Below are 21,312 nucleotides of genomic sequence, written 5' to 3'. Positions count from 1 at the left end.
GGGCAACCGTGCCGCAAGGCCGCACGGATGGGCACGACGGCACCCCGCACCTCGCCCGCGCCTCGCCCCTCCGCGGGCAATCGTGCCGCAGGGCGGCACGGGTGGGCGCGACGGCACCCCGCAAGCGCCGGGCCGCGCGACCCCACCCCCGGCCCGCACCAGCACGGGGCATCCCCGAAGGCGGCCCGCAGGGCTCAATCCTCCGCGACCCTCACCCGTGCCGCGATCGGCAGGTGGTCACTGGCCGTCGCCGGCAACGTCCAGGAGCTCTCCGGCTCCGCCCCCTTCACCATGATCTGATCGATCCGCGCCATCGGAAACGCCGCCGGCCAGCTGAACCCGAACCCGCTCCCCACGGCCCCCTGCGTCGACCGCATCTGCGACGTCACGGCCCGCAGCGCCCGATCGTTCATCGTCCCGTTCAGATCCCCCAGCAACACCACGTTCGCCAGCCGCTCCCCCGCGATCGCCTCCCCCAGCGCGTCCGCGCTCTTGTCCCGCTGCCGGGCCGTGAACCCCGCCTCCAGCTTCACCCGCACCGACGGCAGATGAGCGACGTACACCGCGACCCGCCCCGTCGGCGCCGCCACCGTCGCCCGCATCGCCCGCTTCCAGCCGAGCCGGATGTCGACCGCCCTGACCTCGCTCAGCGGATACTTGCTCCACAGCCCGACCGTGCCGACCACCGCGTGGTGCCTGTACGTCGCCGACAGCGCCCGCTCGTACGTGGGCACCTCCGACGCCTTCAGCTCTTCGAGGGCCAGCACATCCGCCCCCGACGCCGCCACATCACGCGCGGTCGCCGACGGGTCGGGGTTGTCCGCGTTGACGTTGTGCGTCGCCACCGTGAGGTCCCCGCCCGTGGCGGCGGTCTTGTCGGTGAGCAGGCCACCGAACAGGTTCAGCCAGACGGCCACCGGCAGCACCGCCGCGATCAGCGCCGTGGCGGACTTGCGGATCAGTCCGAGGACGATCAGGAAGGGAACCAGCACACCCACCCACGGCAGAAACGTGTCCACCAGACTGCCCAGGTTGCCGATCGCGTTCGGGATGTGCCCGTGGGCCAGCATCACCAGTGCCGTCAGGACCGAGCAGAGGGCCAGGACGATGCCGCGCCGCCAGAGGCCGCGGCCGCCCCACCCCCTGGTGACCCGGTCCCGCAGGCGCCGGAGGCGTGTCGACCGGGGCTCGGTCCCCGAACCGCCGTCGCCCGTCTCCGTGATGTACGCCTGCTGCGCCATACCGTCGCCTCACAACCCGCCGTGCACACCGTCACCCCGTGTCCGTATGACCCTAGGGGATGATCGGTGCCGTCCCCGCCGCCCCTCGGCGGCCGTACGGGGGCGAGGACGTGACCGGGCGCCCGGGGAGTTCCGGACCGGAGCGGGGAAAGCGCCCTCTGTGACGAAACGCGCACATCGCGCTCCGGGCCTACTCCCTGACGGGCCGTAGGCCCTGGAGCAGCGTGTCGACGATCTGTTCGGCGAGGTCGTCCGGAAGGTCGGAGTCGGGCCGCAGCACGGTACGTACGAGGACGGGGCCCACGACGATGTCGTTGAGGAGTTCGATGTCGACGTCGGCGCGCAGTTCGCCGTTCTCCCGGCCCCGGCGCAGCACCTCCAGGCCGAGCAGCCGGCGCGGCTGGATGACCGTGTCGTGGTAGGCGGCCCACAGGTTGGGGCTGCTCTTCATCTGGGCGCGTACGTTGTGCAGGATCGCCGAGGTGCGGCCGGCGAGGCCCCGCCGGCGCAGGGACTCCAGCAGGATGACGAGGTCGTCGCGCACGGAGGTGCCGGGGAGTTCGGGGTCCGGGGGTTCGGCGGCGCGCATGACGTCGACGAGGAGTTGTTCCTTGCCGCTCCAGCGGCGGTAGATGGTGGCCTTGCCGACGCCGGCGGTGCGGGCGATGCGCTCGATGGAGAGCTCCGCGAGGGGCACGCCGTCCTCCAGGAGCTTCATCACTCCCTCGATGATGGCGCGCTCGACCGCCTCGCTGCGGGGGCGGCCCCGCGCGGGACCGTCCTGCCGGGGACCGGTGTCGGCCAGGCTCACGTCGTCGGGTCCTTTCGCTGGGCTGGGGACGATTCTCCCCGGTGGGCGGTGGGGCCGGTCCACCGCCCGGGGGACGTCAGTCCGCCGCCGAGACCAGCTCCTGCTCCTCGTTGTCCCCCTCGGGCGCCGGCGTACGCCCCGGCAGGAAGACGGCGACGACGATCGCGCCCACCATGGCCACGCCGGCGCCCCACAGCGCGGTGACGTGCATGGCGTGCAGGAACGCGTCGTCGGCGGCGCCGACCAGGGCTTCTCCGCGCGGGCCCAGCCGGTCCGCGACGGCGAGCGTGGCCTCGATGGACTCGCCGGCGGCGTGCCGTGCGCCGGGCGGCAGCAGGCCGAGCTTGTCCTCGATGCCGTCGCGGTAGGCGGTGGAGAGCACCGAGCCGAGGATGGCGATGCCGAGGGCGCCGCCGACCTGCCGGAAGGTGTTGCTGAGGGCGGAGGCGGAACCGGCCTTCTCGCGCGGCAGGGCCTGCATGATGACGACGCTGACCGGGGTCATGACGTGGGCCATGCCGGCGCCCATGAGGAAGAAGACGACCTCCAGGATCCAGATGGGCGTGTCCGCGTCCAGGGCGGCGAACGCGGCCAGCGTCGCGGCGAGCACCACCAGGCCGGCGGTCGTGGTGGCCTTGTCGCCGAAGCGGTCGACCAGGAGACGCGCCCTCGGCGCGAAGATCATCTGCGCGGCGGCCAGCGGGATCATCAGCAGCCCGGTCTCCAGCGGCGAGTAGCCGCGCACGCTCTGGGTGTAGAACACCGCGAAGAACGTCACGCCCATCAGCGCGAAGAAGACCAGCGCGATCGCGGCGATCGCGGCGGAGAACACCTTGTTCCTGAAGTAGGTGATGTCGATGGACGGGTGGTCGCTGCGCTTCTCGAACACCACGAACGCGGCGAGTACGGCGAGACCGGCGGCGATCGTCACCAGCACCGTCGGGTCCGTGAAGTCGGCGAGCTGGCCGCCCTTGATGATGCCGTAGACCAGCAGGACCAGTCCGGTCACGGACAGGACGACGCCGACGGGGTCGATACGGCCCGGGTTCGGGTCGCGGGAGTCGGGCACCAGCCACAGCATCAGGCCCACGGCGAGGACCACGATGGGCACGTTGATCAGGAACACCGAGCCCCACCAGAAGTGGTCGAGCAGCACTCCGCCGGTGATCGGGCCGATGGCGATGGCCAGGCCCACACCGCCCGCCCAGATGCCGATGGCCTTGGGCTGTTCGTCACGCTCGAAGACGTTCATCAGGACGGCCAGGGTGGCCGGCATCACGAACGCGGCACCCAGGCCCATCACCGCGCGGAATCCGATCAGTTCGGCCGGTGAACCGGAGAACGAGGCGAGCAGCGAGCCTACGCCGAACACGACGAGACCGCCGATCAGGACCTTCTTGCGGCCGAGCCGGTCGCCGAGCAGTCCCGCGCTGAAGAGCAGCCCGGCGAAGACGAGCGTGTAGGCGTTGATCGCCCACTCCAGCTCGCTCTGGGTGGCGCCCAGACCGGTGGGGGCGGGGGTGGAGATCGTCTTGATGGCGACGTTCAGGATCGAGTTGTCGAGTACGACGATCAGCAGGCTCAGCATCAGCACGCCGAGGATCGCCCAGCGGCGCCGGTGCACCGCTTCCGGGACCCGGCGGGCAGGGACGGCAGGAGAAGTCATGCGGTCCAGGCTAGCCAATTACGATACGAGACCGTCTCGTATCGGATAGGTTTTGCCCAGAACTTGCCCGGATATTGCCCGGCGGAACTCACAGGGGGACCTCTGGCCCTCGTTCGGGTGAGGTGCCACCATGGAAGTGGTCCGGGGACGCCGTCAGGGCGCCTCGAGATGACGTGTTGGGAGACTTCCATGACGCAGCTTTCGGCTGCCCGGAACGGGGCGTCCGGGTCGACGGCCGGTCCCTCCGGCGGCGGCAAGACGCTGTACGGGGGCAAGGGAACCCGCCGTATCACGGTCCGCGACATCGCCGCCGCCAAGGAGCGCGGCGAGAAGTGGCCCATGCTCACCGCGTACGACGCGATGACCGCGTCCGTGTTCGACGAGGCCGGTATCCCGGTGATGCTCGTCGGCGACTCCGCGGGCAACTGCCACCTCGGGTACGAGACGACCGTGCCCGTCACCCTCGACGAGATGGCCATGCTGTCGGCGGCGGTCGTACGCGGTACGTCGCGTGCGCTGATCGTCGCCGATCTGCCGTTCGGCTCCTACCAGGAGGGTCCCGTGCAGGCGCTGCGCTCGGCGACCCGGCTGGTCAAGGAGGCGGGCGTGGGCGCCGTGAAGCTGGAGGGCGGCGAGCGGTCGCACCGGCAGATCGAGCTGCTGGTGGAGTCCGGGATTCCCGTGATGGCCCACATCGGGCTGACGCCGCAGTCGGTGAACGCGATGGGATACCGGGTGCAGGGGCGCGGCGAGGAGGCGGCCCAGCAGCTGCTGCGGGACGCGAAGGCCGTGCAGGACGCGGGGGCGTTCGCGGTGGTGCTGGAGCTGGTGCCGGCGGAGCTGGCGGGTGAGGTGACCCGGGTGCTGCAGATCCCCACCGTGGGGATCGGGGCGGGCGCCGCCACGGACGCGCAGGTGCTGGTCTGGACCGACATGCTGGGTCTCACGGGCGGGCGCGTGCCGAAGTTCGTGAAGCAGTACGCGGATCTGCGCGCGGTGATGCGGGGCGCCGCGGAGGCGTTCGCGGAGGACGTCGTATCCGGCACCTTCCCGGAGGAATCCCACTCCGTCCACTGAGCCATTGCCGCACCACCCGCCGGCCCCGTCGATCTTCCCCCGTCGACGGGGCCGGCTCCCCCTTCGCGCCTGTACCGGCGCCGCTGTCCCCCCGCCCTCCGCAGGCAGCCGCACTCCGCGGGCCATCGTGCCGCTGGGCGGCACGGGTGGGCGCGACGGCACCCCGCGAGCGCCGGGCCGCGCACCCCACCCCCGCCCAGCCCCCACCCCGGGCCCGGACACCGACACCCCGCCGCGCGGACGCGCAGGCACCCTGTCGGTGGGATGTCGGGGCTTTGTCGGCGGACACCGGCAGGGTTCCCGTCATGACGCGAAACGACAAAGACCCGGGGGTCGCGGCCGGCGCGGTGAGCGTGCGGGGGCTCGTCAAGCACTACGGGGACACCAAGGCGCTGGACGGCGTCGACCTGGACGTACGCCAGGGCACCGTGATGGGCGTGCTCGGCCCGAACGGCGCCGGCAAGACGACTCTCGTACGGATCCTGTCCACCCTGCTCACCCCGACCGCCGGCCACGCCACCGTCGCCGGCTACGACGTGATCCGCCAGCCCCGCCAGCTGCGCCGGGTGATCGGTCTGACCGGCCAGTACGCATCCGTGGACGAGAAGCTCCCCGGCTGGGAGAACCTGTATCTGATCGGCCGCCTCCTCGACCTGCCCCGCAAGGAGGCGAGGGCCCGCGCCGACGAACTGCTGGAGCGCTTCTCGCTCACCGACGCGGCCCGCCGCCCCGCGGCCACCTACTCCGGCGGTATGCGGCGCCGCCTCGACCTCGCCGCCTCGATGATCGGCCGGCCGTCCGTGCTGTTCCTGGACGAGCCGACCACGGGACTGGACCCCCGTACCCGCAACGAGGTGTGGGACGAGGTCAAGCGGCTGGTCGGCGACGGTGTGACCGTGCTGCTCACCACCCAGTACATGGAGGAGGCGGAGCAGCTCGCCGGTGAGCTGACCGTCGTGGACCGGGGCAAGGTCATCGCGAGCGGCGGCATCGAGGAGCTGAAGGCCAAGGTGGGCGGCCGTACGCTGCGGGTCCGCCCCGCCGACCCGCAGCAGTTGCGCCCGCTGGCGGCCGCCCTCGACACGCTCGGCATCACCGGGCTCGCCACGACCACCGTGGACACCGAGCGGGGTGCCGTGCTCGTACCGGTGCTGAGCGACGAGCAGCTGACGGCCGTGGTCGGCGCGGTCACCGCGCGCGGGATCACGCTCAGCTCCATCTCCACCGAACTGCCCAGCCTGGACGAGGTGTTCCTGTCCCTCACCGGCCACCGTGCCAGTGCCCCGCAGGACATCGTGCCCGCCGAGACCCACGAGGAGGTCGTCGCCGTATGAGCGCCACCACCATGACCACCGATCCGCGCGCGGACGCGCGCATCCCGTTGCGGGCCCATCTGCGGCACACCGGGGCGCTCGTACGCCGCAATCTGCTGTGGATCCGGCAGGACCCGGAGTCGATGTTCGACGCCGTGCTGTTCCCCATCGTCTTCACCCTGCTGTTCGTGTACGTCTTCGGCGGCTCGATCGGGCAGTCGCTGGGCGGCGGGCAGGACGCCTATGTGCAGTACATCGTGCCCGGTCTGATGGCCATGATGGGCATGAACATGGCCCAGGGGGTGGGCACGGGGTTCAACCAGGACTTCAACACCGGGGTCATGGACCGCTTCCGTTCGCTGCCCATCGGGCGCGGCTCGGTGCTGTTCGCGAAGATCTCGGTCGAGATGGTGCGGATGCTGATCGCCACCGCGATCCTGATGGTCGTCGGTGTGCTCGTCGGCTTCGACATCAACAACTGGCCGGGGCTGTTCGCCGCCGTGGGACTGTCCGCCGTCTTCGGCTCGGCCCTGATGTGGATCTTCCTCACGCTGGGTGTGGTGATGAAGAACGCGCAGTCGGTGCAGGCGATGGGCTTCCTGGTGCTGATGCCGCTGCAGTTCGGTTCGTCGATCTTCGCGCCGACGCAGTCGATGCCGGGCTGGCTGGAGTCGTTCACCCAGGTCAACCCGTTGTCCGCGCTGGCGGACGCCGCACGCGGGCTGATGGTGGGCGGCCCGGTCGCCCACGACCTGTGGATGACGCTGGCCTGGTCGGTGGGGATCACGGCGGTGATGGCGCCGGTCGCGATCCACAAGTTCCGTACGAAGAGCTGATCACGCCGGGTCGAGCAGGGCGAGGGTCTGTGCCGGGGAGAGACCTTCGCCCTCGGCGTACGCGGTCTCGTACCCCGTGTCCCCGATCGCCGTCCGGATGCGTGCCTCGGCCTGTGCGCGGGCCTCGCGTTCCATGCGCGGGGGAAGGTGCTCGGGCGGGAGCCAGGAGTCGGCGGCGCCGAGGCAGCGGGCCGCGTCCGCGGCGTGCCGCCCGCCGTCGACCCCGGCGAGGGCGGTGGCGCCCATGGTGACGTACGCGGAGCGCATATGGGGTGCCATGGCGGCGGAGAGCGGGTCGCCGGCCTGCCGGACCGCCTCGCGCAGGACGACGAGGGCCTGGTCGTCCTTGCCGTCGGCGACCTCGAGCCAGCCCTCGGCTCCGAGGATGAACGCGTCGAAGACGACGTAGTGCGCGATACGGAACTCCTCGCGCAGTTCCCGCAGATGCTGCCGCGCCTCGTCCGTACGGCCGGTCAGGCAGAGCCAGCCGGTGAGGAAGAGCCGGGCGGCGGGCAGGGCCTCGAGGTGCCGGCCGCGGGTGTCGTCGATGACCTCGCGCAGCAGCCGCTCACCGCGTTCGGCCTCCCCCGCCTCCAGCAGGGCGTTGCCCAGCCGGGCGGTGAGCACGGAGGTGTGGGCGCGGGCGCCGAGCCGCCTGGCGTGCTCGATCGCGGCCTCGTAGTCGACGGCGGCCTCCTGGTACCCGCCGGCCATCTCGCGGGCCTCGCCGCGTGCGGAGAGGGCCTCCGCGATGCCCCAGGTGTCGCCGAGCCGCCCGTAGATCTCCAGGGCCTCGTCGGCGTCGCGGCGGGCGTCGCCGGCCCAGTCGCTGCGGTTGGCGAGGAAGTTGGCGCGCAGCTGGAGGTTGGAGGCCAGCTCCCATTCGAAGCCGGGGTTCTCCCGGCAGGTGCGGATCGCGGCGTCGACGATGTGGTGCAGCCGGTCCATGTCGCCGGTGAGCATCACGGCGAACACCCAGAGCAGGCCGGGCGGGCGGCAGGCCTGCGGCATGCCCGGTTCGTACGTGGCGGCGACGAGGCGCAGCTTGTGCTGGGCCTCGGGGGTCTGCCAGTCGTCCAGCTCGGTGTCCATGTGGGCGAGATGGGCGAGGTGCACCCCGCGCCGGGCCTCGGTGAGGAGTTCCCCGGTCAGCGGGGGCGGGGCGTCGGTGCAGCGCTCCCACAGCGGTACGGCGGGCCGTACCGGTTCGCTGAACGGGTCGGGGGCGAGCGCCATCACCTCGGAGCACCAGTTGCGGGCCTCGATGCGCAGGTCGCGCATCTGCCAGTACCAGACGAGCGACAGGGTGATGAGGAGGGCCTCCTGCTCGTCGCGCAGGGCGAGGGCGTGGCGCAGGGCCGTACGCACGTTCTCGTACTCCCGTTCCAGCAGGGCGATCGCGTCCACCTGGCGCGGGCCGCGCAGCAACGGCTCGGTTGTGCGGACGAGTTCGCGGAAGTACGTCAGATGCGCCCGTTCCGCGTCCGCGCGCCGGCCGGACTCGTCGAGGCGTTCACCGGCGTACTCGGCGACGGTCTCCAGGAGCCGGTAGCGCATCTCGCCCCCGCCCGAAGGGGCGGCCACCACGAGGGACTTGTCGACGAGGGAGCCGAGCGCGTCGAGTGCGGCCGGTCCGCAGACGGCCTCGGCGGCGGCGAGGTCGCAGCCGCCGGCGAAGACCGACAGGCGCCCCAGTACGTCGCGTTCGTCGGCGTCGAGCAGGTCCCAGGACCAGTCGACGACGGCCCGCAGGGTCTGCTGCCGGGGCAGTACGGTGCGGCTTCCGGAGGTGAGCAGGCGGAAGCGGTCGTCGAGCCGGTCGGCGATCTGGCGCGGGGTGAGCATCCGCAGCCGGGCGGCGGCGAGTTCGATGGCGAGCGGCAGTCCGTCGAGGCGGCGGCAGATCTCCGCGCAGGCCGCCGCCGTGCCGGTGTCGGCGTCGGTGCGGAAGCCGGGGCGGGCGGCGGCCCCCCGGTCGGCGAGCAGGCGCAGCGCGACCGGTTCGGGCAGCGGCTCCACCGGGCGCAGCAACTCGCCGCGTACACCGAGCGGTTCGCGGCTGGTGGCGAGGACGGTGAGCCGGGGGCAGCGTTCCAGCAGCGCCTCCACGAGGTGGGCGGCGGCCTCGACGACATGCTCGCAGTTGTCCAGGATCAGCAGCATGCGGCGCGGGCCGCAGTGTTCGGCGAGGCGTTCCACGGGGTCGGCGTGCCGGTCGGTGACGGCCCGCATGCTCTCGGCGCCGGCGCCGTACAGCACGGTCTCGCGGGCGCCGACGGCGGTGAGGACGGCCTCGGTGACGGCGTCCGGGTCGTCGACCGGGGCGAGTTCGGCGAGCCACACCCCGTCGGGCACGGTCTGCCGTACGGTCTCGGCGGCCTCCTGGGACAGCCGGGTCTTGCCCGCCCCGCCGGGTCCGAGCAGGGTGACGAGCCGGGCGGCGGTGAGGTCCGCGCGGATGGTCTCGATGTCGGCCTCCCGGCCGACGAACGAGGTGAGCCGGGCCCGCAGGTTGCCGGGCGGCGCCACCGCCCGGGGTGCGGGCGCCGGTTCGGGCCGCAGCAACTCGGCGTGCAGGGCGCGCAGTTCGGCGCCGGGGTCGGAGCCGAGACGGTCCGCGAGCAGCCGTCGTACGTCCTCGTAGGCGGCCAGGGCCTCGGCGGCGCGGCCGGTGTCGCGCAGGGCGCGCAGCCGGAGCGCCTGGAGGGGTTCGTCGAGGGGGTGGCCGTCGCACAGTGCGGTCAGTTCGGGCAGGGACTGCTCGGCGTCGCCGAGGGCGAGGGCGGCGGTGTGCCGGCCGCGCAGCGCGTCCAGCTGCCGTGCCTCGACCCGGGCCGCCTCGGCGGTGCGGTCGGGCAGCCCGGCGAGGCCGGGGCCCCGCCACAGGGCGAGGGCGTCGTCGAGGAGCGTGGCGGCCTTCGCGGGGTCGCCGTCGGCCAGGGCGCGCAGGCCCTCGCCGGTCAGCCGTTCGAAACGGTGCAGGTCGATGTCGTCGGGCGCGGCGGTGAGCCGGTAGCCGCCGTCGACGGAGGCGATCCGGTCGGCGCCGAGGGTGCGGCGCAGCCGCCCCACCAGCGCCTGGAGCGCTCCCGTGGCGTCGGCCGGCGGATCACCGTCCCAGACCTCGTCGACCAGCAGCCCGACGGGCACCGTACGTCCGGGCCGCAGGGCGAGCACGGTCAGCAGGGCACGCAGCCGCGCCCCGCCGACCGGGACGGCGGTGCCGTCGGGACGGAGTGCCTGGGTGGTGCCGAGGATGCGGTAGCGCACGGGGTCCATTCTCTCCGGTGACGGACACCCGGGTCACGGGGCCGACGACGGGGGTGTGTCGCCCCCCACCCTGCGTGGAACCGGGCGCGGGCGCGAGACGTTTTTCCCGGTGCGCCCGGTACCGTCGGGCAGTCCGCCCGCCCTGGCCCGCCCGTCACCCCGTCGCCCGTCGTCCGAGGAGCCCCATGAGTACCGCCGCCACCCGTCACAGCGACCGGAGGATCAGCCCGGTCTTCCTGGGCATCCTCGCCGTGACGGCGGTCACCGGGTGGGCCACCTGGTCCGGGTTCGCCTCGCAGCCGGGCGTGGCCGTGTTCCTGTTCGTGACGGCCGCCTGGATCGTCTCCCTGTGTCTGCACGAGTACGCGCACGCGCGCACGGCCCTGCACAGCGGTGACATATCGGTCGGCGCGAAGGGCTATCTCACGCTGAACCCGATGAAGTACACGCACGCGCTGCTGAGCATCGTGCTCCCGGTCGTCTTCGTCATCATGGGCGGGATCGGTCTGCCGGGCGGTGCGGTGTTCATCGAGCGGGGCCGGATCCGGGGGCGCTGGCGGCACAGTCTGATCTCGGCGGCGGGCCCGCTGACGAACGTGCTGTTCGCGGTCGTGTGCACGGCGCCGTTCTGGCTGGGCGCGCTGGACGGCGTACCGGCGGACTTCCGGTTCGCGCTGGCGTTCCTCGCGCTGCTCCAGGTGACGGCGGCGATCCTGAACTTCCTGCCGGTGCCGGGCCTGGACGGCTACAGCGTGATCGAGCCGTGGCTGTCGTACGGTGTGCGGCGGCAGGTGGAGCCGTTCGCCCCGTTCGGTCTGCTGTTCGTCTTCGCACTGCTGTGGGTGCCGTCGGTGAACGGCGTGTTCTTCGACGTGATCCACTCGCTGCTGGGCGCGCTGGACATCCCCGAGGGGGACACGTACTGCGGTTACGACCTGTTCCGCTTCTGGCGGGAGTCGGACCCGTTCTGCTCGGTCAGCCCGTGACCGGCCCGCTGTCGCGCGCCGCCCGTCCGCGCTTGACGTAGTACCAGGTCATGTTGGACGACAGGCCGGCCAGCAGCACCCAGACGATGCCGATGAGCATGCTGCCCTGCACGAAGGAGACGACCGCCGCGGCGACGGCGAGGAGGCAGACGGCGAGGGCGTAGACGGCGAGTCGCCGGGCCTGGGCGGGTGGGGGCAAGGGGGGCATGACGGGGGCTCCTGTCGGGGGACACTGCTGACGTACCGCTGCGGCACCGGTATGGCGCTGCTGAGGCGCTGCTACGGCGTCCAGTGTCCCCCATCGCCTCATACGTCCGTGACGCGGAGCCCGGCGTGTGCCTTGTAGCGGCGGTTGACGGAGATCAGGTTGGCGACCAGCGACTCCACCTGGTGGGCGTTGCGCAGCCGCCCGGCGAAGACGCCCCGCATGCCCGGAATGCGCCCGGCCAGGGCCTGCACGATCTCGACGTCGGCGCGGGCCTCGCCGAGCACCATCACATCGGTGTCGATCTCGTCGATCTCCGGGTCCTGGAGCAGGACGGCCGACAGATGGTGGAAGGCGGCGGTGACGCGGGAGTCCGGCAGCAGCGCGGCGGCCTGCTGGGCGGCGCTGCCCTCCTCGGGCTTCAGCGCGTAGGCGCCCTGCTTGTCGAAGCCGAGCGGGTTGACGCAGTCGACGACGAGCTTGCCGGCCAGTTCCCCGCGCAGGGATTCCAGGGTCCTGCCGTGGCCGTCCCAGGGCACGGCGACGATCACGATGTCGCTGCGGCGGGCCGTCTCGGCGTTGTCCGCGCCCTCGACGCCGTGGCCGAGTTCCTCGGCCGCGGCCTGCGCGCGTTCGGCGGCGCGGGAGCCGATGATCACCTTCTGCCCGGCCTTGGCGAGGCGGTACGCGAGGCCCTTGCCCTGGGGGCCGGTGCCGCCGAGTACGCCGACGACGAGCCCGGAGACGTCGGGCAGGTCCCAGGGGTCCTTGGCGGGGGCCTTCGCGGGCCGCTGTGCGCTGTCACTGTCACTGGAGGTCATGGCCCGACTCTATGTCCGTGACGGTGCCGGGTCCGGACCGCGTGAGCGGTGTCACGGAGCCGGGGGGGGGCGTGTCCCCGGTTCGTGGGAATCCGGTCCGAACACCGGGACGCGGGCAAGCGGTTGGGGCAGTATGCGGCCGTATGGACGCCGTACGGGTCGCGCTGCTGCGGGAAGTGCTCGCCGGGACGAGGTGGCTGGGTGACACCCGGCACTTCGCGGGGACGCTGCGCGGGTCGGTGGTGTCGCACGGCGGGGGGCTGCTGCTGGTGGGGACACCGGAGTACGAGCCGTGGCATCTGGCGGCCCATCTGGTGGACGAGGCCGCCTGGTCGGGCACTCCGGAGCTGTCCCCCACGCTCGTACGGCATGCCGCGCGGCCCGGTGATCCCGCGCAGCTGGCGGTGGGCCTCGGGCGCCTTGAGGCGGCGCGGCGGGGTGAGACGCTGCTGGTGGTGGCGCCCGGGGAGCCCGCCGCCCCGCTCCTGGAGCGGGTGTGCGACGCCCGCCGGGCCGGGGCGACGGTGCTGTCGCTCGGCCCCGCCGCGGGTGAGCTCCCGGCGATGGCGCACGAGAACCTGGCCGTCCCCGACGGTTCGGAGCTGGACCTGGACACCGTGCAGCACCTGGTCGGCGCGGCGGCCGGGGAGAACGCCCGGCCGGTCCACCGGGGCCCCCTCCGTTTCCGCGACCGCCTGTCCCGCCTGGCCGACCTGCTGACGGCACCGCCCCCGACCCGCTGGTAGGCGCCGGGTCAGTCCTCGTCCCGTCCGCCCGCGGGGGCGTCGTGCCAGCGGGAGTCGTTCTCCCACTGGAGGTTGCGTTCGCGGGCCGTCTCCATGGCGTGCTCGGCCTCGGCGCGGCTGGCGTACGGGCCGAAGCGGTCCTTGCCGGGGCAGTCGGGACCCTCCTCGACCTTCTTGTGCTCCAGGCAGTAGTACCACTCGCCGGGCTTTCCGACCGTCCGCTTCTTGAACAGGGGCATGACCGTTCTCCTCTCACCTTCTCGCCACGGAGATGGTCCCCCGTCGTCGCTGAATTAGACTCGCCGACATGTCTGGCCAGTCGCTGCTCGTCCCTGGGGAGCTCTCCCCCACCCGCACCGTGCCCGGGAACATCCGCCGGCCCGAGTACGTCGGCAAGCCCGCGCCGACGCCGTACACCGGTCCGGAGGTGCAGACGCCCGAGACGGTCGAGGCGATGCGCACCGCGGGCCGGATCGCGGCGCGGGCGATGGAGGAGGCCGCGAAGCTGATCGCGCCCGGCGTGACGACGGACGAACTGGACCGGGTGGCGCACGCGTACATGTGCGACCACGGCGCCTATCCGTCGACGCTCGGCTACCGCGGTTTCCCGAAGTCGCTGTGCACGTCGGTCAACGAGGTCATCTGTCACGGCATCCCGGACACGACGGTGCTGCGCGACGGCGACATCGTCAACCTGGACGTGACGGCGTACATCGGCGGGGTGCACGGCGACAACAACGCCACGTACCTGGTGGGTGACGTGGACGAGGAGAGCCGCCTGCTGGTGGAGCGGACCCGGGAGTCCCTGGCCCGCGCGATCAAGGCGGTCAGGCCGGGCCGGCAGATCAACATCATCGGCCGGGTGATCGAGTCGTACGCCAAGCGCTTCGGGTACGGGGTGGTCCGTGACTTCACCGGTCACGGCATCAACTCGTCGTTCCACTCCGGTCTGATCGTCCCACACTACGACAGTCCGCACGCGACGACGGTGATGCAGCCGGGGATGACCTTCACCATCGAGCCGATGCTGACGCTGGGCACCCATGAGTACGACATGTGGGACGACGGCTGGACGGTCGTGACGAAGGACCGCAGGCGCACGGCCCAGTTCGAGCACACGCTGGTGGTGACGGACACGGGGGCGGACATTCTTACGCTGCCGTAGAAGTCGTCCCGCCTCGGCCCGCCCTTCCTCCGCGAGGGGCGGGCCTTCGCATGCCGTGGCAGGCTGGGGGCAGGGTTACCGACAACCCGTCGGCAACCTCTTGACTTAGGTAAGCCTAACCATAGAAGATCTGGACTCATGGACTCCTTCGCGACCCTCATCCGCACCGCCTCCCACGAGCAGCACGTGCAGGCGGAGACGTCGACGTTCATGAGCGATCTGCTGGGCGGCCGGCTGGGCGTGGAGGCGTACGCGCGCTACACGGAGCAGCTGTGGTTCGTGTACGAGGCCCTGGAGTCCGGCGCGCACGGGCTCACGTCGGACCCGGTGGCGGGCCCGTTCATCCAGCCGGAGCTCTTCCGCCTCCCGTCCCTGGAGCGCGACCTGGCCCATCTGCGCGGCCCCGGCTGGCGCTCCACCCTGGCCGCGCTCCCCGCCACGCGGGCGTACGCGGCCCGCGTCACGGAGTGCGCCCGCACCTGGCCGTCCGGCTACGTCGCCCACCACTACACCCGCTACCTGGGCGACCTCTCCGGCGGCCAGATCATCCGCGGCAAGGCGGAACAGACCTGGGGCTTCGCCCGCAAGGGCGACGGGGTCCGCTTCTACGTCTTCGAGGACATCACCAACCCGGCGGCCTTCAAGCGCGGTTACCGAGAACTCCTGGACGCGATCCCGGCGGACGACCTGGAGAAGCAGCGCATGGTCGGCGAGTGCAAGCACGCGTTCACCCTGAACACGGCGGTCTTCGGGGCGTTGGGCGAGGAGTTCCCCCTGTCGGCGTGACACCCGCCGGCGCCACCGAACCTCGCGCCATCTGGGCGGCAAGCTGCGCTTCGAACTGGGCGGCGAGGGGATCCGGCCGGTCCGCGCCACTCCGACTGGGCCGTCTCCGTCAGCGTTGCCGTCAATTCCTCACGGTAGCTGGGAGAAGAAGGCGACGCAGTTCTCGTGGTGCTTGTCCTTGGCGTTGAAGAACGCCACCAGCGGGCCGGTGTCGAGGACCGTGGTGATCACTCGCCGGCGCTCCGCTCGCGTTCCGCGCGCTCACGGATGTAGTCGTCGTGCCGCTCGGCGTAGTCGGCTGGTGCTTCGATGCTGCCGGACAGTGCGAGGAAGCTGGCGGGCAGGAGATCACCGTCATCGCCCCCTCCGGCCGCGTCCGGGACCTGCTGGTCGACCTGGGAGAGTTCCTCGTCCTCAGTGATGATCAGCCGCAAGCGCCGCACCTGGGTCGGGCTCAGCCGGTCGACCAGGTGGTGCAGGTGCTCGTAGTCGTGCGCTGCCGTCATGGCTCAAGTCTGGCACGCCCCCGGCCCGCCTGCCCTGGCTCTTTGACCTCCAGGTACTTCCGCACTTCCAGGGGGTGACAGACGTCCCACGCTCACCGCTGACGGCCACCTTCCGGGCCCGGGGCAGCCGGTGGGGCGGATGACCGTCGCCGAACCGGGTGACGGTGTCCAGGAACACCACCGAATCCGGGGCGTCCTCCAGCGCGGCGGCGAGCGCGACCGGTGAGTGGGTGGTGATCAGGATCTGCCTTCCGTCACCGGCGGTGAGCATCGCCGGGTCACTGGTTCTGCCCTTGAGCCGGGACAGCAGCTGCGGGACGCGGGTGGGGTGGAGGCCGTTCTCGGGTTCCTCGATCAGGAGGACCCCTTCATGTGCGGGATCGTGGGCCGCGGCGAGCAGCGCCAGAACGCGCAGGGTGCCCGCCGACGCCGCGCCAGGGGTCACGCGGTGCTGGAGCCAGACGCCCCACTGTCCCCACTCGGCGTTCGCCTCCACCGTGATGTCCACGAGGTCGGGGAGCAGCGCCACGGTGTCGGCGCGGAAGTCGTACCAGCGCTCCGGGTCCCGGGCGATCCGGCCCAGGACGGCCCCGAGGTTCTTGCCGTCCTCCGCCAGGGGCGCGGTGTCGTAGGTGGAGGGGACGACGCGCATCGCCTTCGGCGAGGGTTCGAGGATCCGCCACTTCCTGGTGGCCCCGGCCAGCTCCCTGCGGTACGCGGCGTCCTGCACGGGGACTTCCGTGCAGTGCAGCTGACCGGTTTCGTCGAGGTTCAAGTACGGCAATGCGGGCGGAGTCCAGTCCGCGCCCGCGTAGTGGTCATGGACGTTGAGCACCTCGGTGTCGACGCGCAGGGGGTCCGGCGGATCCACGTACGTCACCCGGGCCTCGACCCGGAGGTGGCAGTACCCGATGTCACCGTGCACCAGCACATGGGCGGCGATCCGCATGACCCCGACCGGCGCGCCGTCCGGCCCGCGCCGGAACAGTTCCTTCGGGCCACCCCGGCGGGCGTGGTCGACCAAGGTCTGGCCGGTCGGCTCCCGGATCAGCCGGCCCAGCAGGTCGACGGCCTCCAGAGGTTGGACTTGCCCGAGGCGTTGGCTCCCACCAGGACGGTGAACGGCGACAGGTCGAGGGCGAAGTCGTCGAAGGACGTGTACCCGTCGATCTCGATCCGTGTGATCACCCTGCCACCTCCTCTCCACACGGCCGCATGTGCACTGCGCCACATTATCCGCAGGGATCTCCCACCCGTACGGTCAACGGTTCCACGCACCTGCTGAAATCGGTCCGCACCAGCTACGACAACCTCGGCCACAACGCCACGCCGCTCAAGGGCCTGCCCACCACCGTCGCCGAATCCAACGGCGAGGGCGACGCACACAACGTCATCACCACCACCACGTACGATCCGCTGGGCCGTATCCGCAAGGTCACCAGGCCGGATCAGGGCACCACCGAGAACATTTACACGCCCGCTGACAGCGGAGGCCCGCTCACCAGCCTCAGAACTGTCAACGCTCTCGGACACGCCACCACGACCACGTTCGACCCAGGCCGTGCCCTCCCCCTCACTGTCACCGACCCCAACGGCCGCGTGACCCGGTACGAGTACGACGGGCTCGGCCGCCTGGTCAAGGGCTGGTCCCCGATCCGCTCCAGTGGCACCCAGACCCCCGACGTCCAGATCAGCTACCAGCAGGCCACCGCCACCTCCTCCAGGACCAGTCCTGCTGCCGTCACCACCAAGACGATCAAGGATGACGGCAGCTACGTCTCCTCGGTCACCATCTATGACGGCCTGCTCCGCCCGGTCCAGACGCAGAACGAAGCCCACGGCCCCGGCCGCATCATCGCCGACACCCACTACGACGACCACGGCCGCGCCAGCATCGTTACCAGCGGCTACCTCGCCGCAGGCCAGCCGACCACCACCCTGTTCGCACCCAAAAGCACGACACTCATCCCCAGTTACGTAAAGACCCAATACGACGGCACGGGTCGCACCGTCCGCCAAGCGACCTACCACGACGGTGACTTCAAGTACGAGACCTTCACGTCGTACGGGCCGAACACCGTGCACGTGAACCCCCCGGGCAACACCTCTCCGGCCACGTGGACCACCACCGACGCCCTCGGCAGGGTCACCGAGATCGAGCAGTACACCGACGCCGGCCAGTCGGCCACCCGATCGACGCGCTACGCCTACGACGTCCGCGGCAACCGCTCGGAAGTCACCGACCCGGCCGGTAACAAGTGGACGTACAAGTACGACGTACGCAGCCGAATAGTCGAGGCCACCGATCCAGACACCGGCACCACCAAGACAACCGCGTACGACGGCGCCGACCGTCCCCTCGTCACCCTCGACGCCAACGGCAAGTCCCTGTACACGACCTACGACGTGCTCGGACGAGTGACAGCTGTCCGCGAGGGCTCAGCCACGGCCAGCCCGAGCAAGTCCTTCACCTTCGACGCTGTCGGCGCCCTCGGCATGCCGGCCACCTCGACCCGCCACGCGGCGGACGGCGACTACGTCACCAGGACCACCGGCTACACCCCCGACTACCAGCCCACCGGGCAGGACATCACCGTCCCCGCCAACGCCAAGACCGCCGGGCTTTCAGGGACCTACAGCTACACCTACGGCTACACGCCGACCGGCAAGCCCCTCTCGGTGACCTACCCATCGAAGGGCGGCATCGCCTCCGAGAAGGTGGTCACCCGCTACAACGAGGACGGCCTGCCCGAGTCCACATCCGGCTCCAGCTGGTATACCGCTGACGTCACCTACTCCCCCTTCGGCGACGTCCTCCGTACCGTCTCCGGCTCCCAGCCCCACCGCGTGTGGACCACCAACTTCATCGACCCGCACACCGGACGCCTCCAGCGCACCGTCGCCGACCGTGAGACCGCTTCACCTCACCGCATCACCGACAGCTACTACTCGTACGACGCGTCCGGCACCATCACATCGAATTCCCGCAAGCTGAGCGAACCCTCAGGCTCCACCTGGGACACCCAGTGCTACACCTACGACGCCCTCGGTGAACTCGTCCACGCCTGGACATCCACCATCGCCCCCACTGGTACAGGCAACGGCTGCAAGACCGCCAACGGTGCCGCCTTCGGCTACCGCACCGACTACGCCACCTCGTCCGGCCCCGTCGCAGACGCCCCGAACGCGGCCAGCGACACCTCCAGCCCGGACGCCTCGCTGACCAGCACACTCGCCGCAGCCGCCCCGGCCGCCGGCACAGTGGCGACGTCCGCCACCGCCTACCGCCAGGCATTCACTTACGACTGGATCGGCAACCGCTCCACCCTCACCGAGCACAACGTCACCGACCCCACCAAGAACATCACCTATCACTCCGGCTACGGCACCACCGCCGGAAACGGCGCCACCGAACCGGTCACCACCCAGCCCCACACCCTGGCCTGGGTCTCCACCACCCCCACCGGCTCCGGCAGCGCCTACACCTACGACCCGGCCGGCAACACCACCAAGCGCGACCTCGCCAACGACACCCAGAACCTCACCTGGACCAGCGAGAACAAGCCGGCCACCGTGACAACCGGCGCCACGACCATCAACTACACCTACGACACCGGCGGTCAACGCCTCCTGGAGAACTCCAGCGAAGGCTCCACTCTCTACCTCCCCGGCGGCGAACTCACCACCGACGCCACCGGAAAGATCACCAAGGCAACCCGCAACTACGCCCACCCCGGCGCCCCGACAGTCGTCCGCACCTCAAACGGCACCAGCACCGGCCACACCCGCAACATCCAACTCGCCGACCATCTGGGTACTGCCAACACCACCGTTCAGATGGCCGCCAACCAGCCGGTGACCAGACGGGCCTTCAAGCCCTTCGGCGAGGCCCGCGGGCCCCAGCCGTCCTCCTGGCCGGACAGGCGCAGCTACCTGGGCGTCGGTATCGACGACGTCGCCACCGGACTGACGCACATCGGCGCGCGCGAGTACGACCAGGCCAACGGCCGCTTCATCAGCGCGGATCCGCTGCTGGACATCACGGACCCGCTGCAGATGAACGGCTACTCCTACGCCAAGAACAGCCCCATCAGCACCAGCGACCCCGACGGCCTGAAGCCGGCCACTGACTGCGGCAGCGGCTGTCAGGACGGAAATTTCGTCTACCGGGACTGGTTGGTCCCGGACGGTGAGGGAGGTTGGGATTACCGTTTTGAAGGCAGCACTTTCACCTATGACGTAGTGGGTGACCTCCACAGCGTCAACCGATTCGGTAGCTACCATCCGCCTCTGGGCACAAGGACCGTCGAAAAACCGTACGATACGGATGCACAGAACAGCGTTTTCAAATTTGTTTCCTCCCTGGTCATTCCTGACGTCGAGTCATGGAAGAAGGTGATTCAAGGAGAGGCGAGCGGTTGGGACTACCTTGGTGTCGTCTCGGACATCCCCTTCGCGAAGGCCGTGAAACTAGTACCCGATTGGGTCGTCAAAAAGGGCAAAGAAGCCGTCGATAAGTGGCTCAAGAAATTCGCCTCGGGATGTAAGTGTTTCCTTGCTGGCACCCAAGTGCTCATGGCTGACGGCGAGACCAAATCAATCGAAAAGATTGAGGTCGGCGACGAGGTTGTTGCCACAGACCCGGAAACAGGGGAGACCCGCCTCCGGAAGGTCACCCGCCTGATCGTCACCGAAGACGACAAGCACTTCAACGAACTCACGATCAAAACGTCCGACGGACCCGAGAAGCTCACAGCTACACACGAGCACCCGTTCTGGGTTCCTGAAATCGGCGCCTGGGTCGAAGCCCGCAACCTCGTTGCCGGCATGACTCTCAGGACCCCCGACGGCACCACCGTCCGCATCATCAGCAACCGCGCCTACACCAAGCACGCCCGGACGTACAACCTCACCGTTGACGACCTGCATACGTACTATGTGCTGGCGGGCGCTACGCCGGTCCTCGTTCACAACAGCAACGGATGTCCTACGGGTAAGGCGCCTGAAGCTCCTACCATCGACATCGGCAACTACCGAGGTAGGTTCCAGGCGTACTTGCACCGCAGCGGCATGAAGCGGCTGCCAGATGATTGGGATGCCCACCACGCCATCCCGCAGGAGTATCGAAACCATCCGGAGTTTGGTGACTTTGATTTCGATGCGCCATCCAACATGCGTGGAGTGCCCGGCAGTAGGATGAAGTCCCGTGGAGCCAACGTGCATCAAGAGATAACCAACCAATGGAAATGGTTCCATGACATGAATCCGAACCCCTCGCGAGCTCAAATAGAAGACTTCGCGGGGCAGATCGATAGGGGATATGGTGCCTATTTCTGGGCCGAACGTTGATAGCTGGATCGACGAAATGTCGCGCCTGGCCTCACGGTTCGTCGCAGGGTTCGAGACCATGTACGGGTATCCACCAGGTGAGCACTATGTGTCAAGAGCCGCTGATAGCAGCGGTCGCGACGCGCTCGCTGCGGTCTTGAGCGACGCGGGTGCGAGGGATTTGATCGAGTTCTATTCGCACGTTGCGCAAATCTCCTTGCCTGATGTCGGTCCAGGGTTCTTTGTCGATGAGGCCGAGTATGTGGTTGAGGGGTTGCGTGGTGCTCAGCCAACACAGGTGAGTAGCGTGCCCAATCGGACTGTCGCCGTGTTTGGCTCTGACGGTGGCGGTGCATTGTTTGCTGCCGATCGTCAAACCGGAGAGATTGTTCGGCTGGAAGGTGGATCCCTCATCGGTGATGTCTACGAGGTGGAAGAGTCTGGGGTACAGGTGATCGCCCGAGATTTCGAGGGATTCATGCAATTCCTGTCTGGTGAATTGCTGCGACAGATTCCCCCTGGGGGATAGGCAACTGATCGCGCCCGAGCATATGC

The 21,312-nt window shown here is 70.1% G+C and carries 19 protein-coding genes; 9 read left to right on the top strand and 10 right to left on the bottom strand.

What is annotated here, in order from left to right; genetic code table 11:
* Nucleotides 1-194 precede the first annotated feature (194 nt).
* From ACGFR9_RS33620 to ACGFR9_RS33610, 3 genes are all read right to left on the bottom strand, one after another.
* The gene (locus ACGFR9_RS33620) at nt 195-1,241 is read right to left on the bottom strand and encodes an endonuclease/exonuclease/phosphatase family protein (RefSeq protein WP_393216402.1); all 1,047 of its coding nucleotides are present in this window, start codon (nt 1,239-1,241) and stop codon (nt 195-197) included.
* A gap of 190 nt (nt 1,242-1,431) precedes the next feature.
* Entirely contained in the window at nt 1,432-2,052 is a 621-nt protein-coding gene (locus ACGFR9_RS33615) for a TetR/AcrR family transcriptional regulator (RefSeq protein ID WP_393216399.1), read from the bottom strand.
* A 76-nt stretch (nt 2,053-2,128) separates the two neighbouring features.
* Nucleotides 2,129-3,718 carry a DHA2 family efflux MFS transporter permease subunit gene (locus ACGFR9_RS33610; protein ID WP_393216396.1) on the bottom strand — a complete coding sequence of 530 codons (1,590 nt, stop codon included), beginning with the start codon at nt 3,716-3,718 and terminating at the stop codon, nt 2,129-2,131.
* Nucleotides 3,719-3,907: 189 nt separating this feature from the next.
* Between ACGFR9_RS33610 and panB the strand changes: the two genes are divergently transcribed.
* The 3 genes from panB (at nt 3,908) to ACGFR9_RS33595 (ending at nt 6,944) form a co-directional block, all read left to right on the top strand.
* A complete protein-coding gene (panB, locus tag ACGFR9_RS33605) occupies nt 3,908-4,795 on the top strand; it encodes a 3-methyl-2-oxobutanoate hydroxymethyltransferase (RefSeq protein WP_393216393.1) in 888 nt (295 codons plus the stop codon).
* A gap of 305 nt (nt 4,796-5,100) precedes the next feature.
* Nucleotides 5,101-6,129 (top strand): ATP-binding cassette domain-containing protein, encoded by a 1,029-nt coding sequence (locus tag ACGFR9_RS33600; protein WP_393216390.1) that lies wholly within the window; start codon nt 5,101-5,103, stop codon nt 6,127-6,129.
* A complete protein-coding gene (locus ACGFR9_RS33595) occupies nt 6,126-6,944 on the top strand; it encodes an ABC transporter permease (RefSeq protein ID WP_030222384.1) in 819 nt (272 codons plus the stop codon). Before ACGFR9_RS33600 ends, ACGFR9_RS33595 begins: the two co-directional genes overlap by 4 nt.
* Here ACGFR9_RS33595 and ACGFR9_RS33590 read toward each other — a convergent pair whose 3' ends face one another.
* On the bottom strand, nt 6,945-10,223 hold the full coding sequence (locus ACGFR9_RS33590; protein WP_393216388.1) for a BTAD domain-containing putative transcriptional regulator: 3,279 nt from the start codon (nt 10,221-10,223) through the stop codon (nt 6,945-6,947). It lies immediately after the preceding gene.
* Nucleotides 10,224-10,399: 176 nt separating this feature from the next.
* On the opposite strand from ACGFR9_RS33590, the gene ACGFR9_RS33585 reads away from it, so the two are divergent.
* Nucleotides 10,400-11,200 carry a site-2 protease family protein gene (locus ACGFR9_RS33585; protein WP_393216385.1) on the top strand — a complete coding sequence of 267 codons (801 nt, stop codon included), beginning with the start codon at nt 10,400-10,402 and terminating at the stop codon, nt 11,198-11,200.
* Here the strand turns inward: ACGFR9_RS33585 and ACGFR9_RS33580 are convergent.
* Nucleotides 11,190-11,408, bottom strand: a complete 219-nt coding sequence (locus tag ACGFR9_RS33580) for a hypothetical protein (protein WP_393216382.1) — start codon at nt 11,406-11,408, stop codon at nt 11,190-11,192. The two genes, ACGFR9_RS33585 and ACGFR9_RS33580, sit on opposite strands and share 11 nt — an antisense overlap.
* A 98-nt stretch (nt 11,409-11,506) precedes the next feature.
* A complete protein-coding gene (npdG, locus tag ACGFR9_RS33575) occupies nt 11,507-12,226 on the bottom strand; it encodes an NADPH-dependent F420 reductase (RefSeq protein ID WP_393216379.1) in 720 nt (239 codons plus the stop codon).
* 143 nt (nt 12,227-12,369) lie between these two features.
* Between npdG and ACGFR9_RS33570 the strand changes: the two genes are divergently transcribed.
* Complete coding sequence (locus tag ACGFR9_RS33570) at nt 12,370-12,972, top strand: hypothetical protein (protein WP_393216376.1); 603 nt, start codon at nt 12,370-12,372, stop codon at nt 12,970-12,972.
* An 8-nt stretch (nt 12,973-12,980) separates the two neighbouring features.
* Here the strand turns inward: ACGFR9_RS33570 and ACGFR9_RS33565 are convergent, their stop codons facing one another.
* Complete coding sequence (locus tag ACGFR9_RS33565) at nt 12,981-13,211, bottom strand: hypothetical protein (protein WP_030222400.1); 231 nt, start codon at nt 13,209-13,211, stop codon at nt 12,981-12,983.
* A gap of 68 nt (nt 13,212-13,279) precedes the next feature.
* Here ACGFR9_RS33565 and map point away from each other — a divergent pair, with 68 nt between their 5' ends.
* Both map and ACGFR9_RS33555 read left to right on the top strand, forming a co-directional pair.
* Nucleotides 13,280-14,137, top strand: coding sequence for a type I methionyl aminopeptidase (gene map, locus ACGFR9_RS33560; protein ID WP_393216373.1), 858 nt, complete (start codon nt 13,280-13,282; stop codon nt 14,135-14,137).
* A 138-nt stretch (nt 14,138-14,275) separates the two neighbouring features.
* Nucleotides 14,276-14,923, top strand: coding sequence for a heme oxygenase (biliverdin-producing) (locus ACGFR9_RS33555; RefSeq protein WP_393216370.1), 648 nt, complete (start codon nt 14,276-14,278; stop codon nt 14,921-14,923).
* Nucleotides 14,924-15,150: 227 nt separating this feature from the next.
* On the opposite strand, the gene ACGFR9_RS33550 is transcribed toward ACGFR9_RS33555, so the two are convergent.
* From ACGFR9_RS33550 to ACGFR9_RS33540, 3 genes are read right to left on the bottom strand one after another with little or no spacing between them, the layout of a single operon-like run.
* A complete protein-coding gene (locus ACGFR9_RS33550; RefSeq protein WP_393216458.1) occupies nt 15,151-15,366 on the bottom strand; it encodes a hypothetical protein in 216 nt (71 codons plus the stop codon).
* Nucleotides 15,338-16,453 (bottom strand): AAA family ATPase, encoded by a 1,116-nt coding sequence (locus ACGFR9_RS33545; protein WP_393216368.1) that lies wholly within the window; start codon nt 16,451-16,453, stop codon nt 15,338-15,340. Before ACGFR9_RS33545 ends, ACGFR9_RS33550 begins: the two co-directional genes overlap by 29 nt.
* Before the next feature lie 23 nt (nt 16,454-16,476).
* Nucleotides 16,477-16,617, bottom strand: coding sequence for an AAA family ATPase (locus ACGFR9_RS33540; RefSeq protein WP_393216365.1), 141 nt, complete (start codon nt 16,615-16,617; stop codon nt 16,477-16,479).
* A gap of 27 nt (nt 16,618-16,644) precedes the next feature.
* Here ACGFR9_RS33540 and ACGFR9_RS33535 point away from each other — a divergent pair, with 27 nt between their 5' ends.
* Nucleotides 16,645-20,778, top strand: a complete 4,134-nt coding sequence (locus ACGFR9_RS33535) for a polymorphic toxin-type HINT domain-containing protein (RefSeq protein WP_393216362.1) — start codon at nt 16,645-16,647, stop codon at nt 20,776-20,778.
* Nucleotides 20,750-21,286: a hypothetical protein gene (locus ACGFR9_RS33530; protein WP_393216359.1), complete on the top strand. Its 537-nt coding sequence runs from the start codon at nt 20,750-20,752 to the stop codon at nt 21,284-21,286. Before ACGFR9_RS33535 ends, ACGFR9_RS33530 begins: the two co-directional genes overlap by 29 nt.
* Nucleotides 21,287-21,312: the final 26 nt, after the last annotated feature.

It is taken from the genome of Streptomyces sp. NPDC048584, from assembly GCF_043199595.1.
In the GTDB taxonomy this organism is placed as follows: domain Bacteria; phylum Actinomycetota; class Actinomycetes; order Streptomycetales; family Streptomycetaceae; genus Streptomyces; species Streptomyces edwardsiae.
This window is presented reverse-complemented; position numbering and strand designations above follow the sequence as displayed.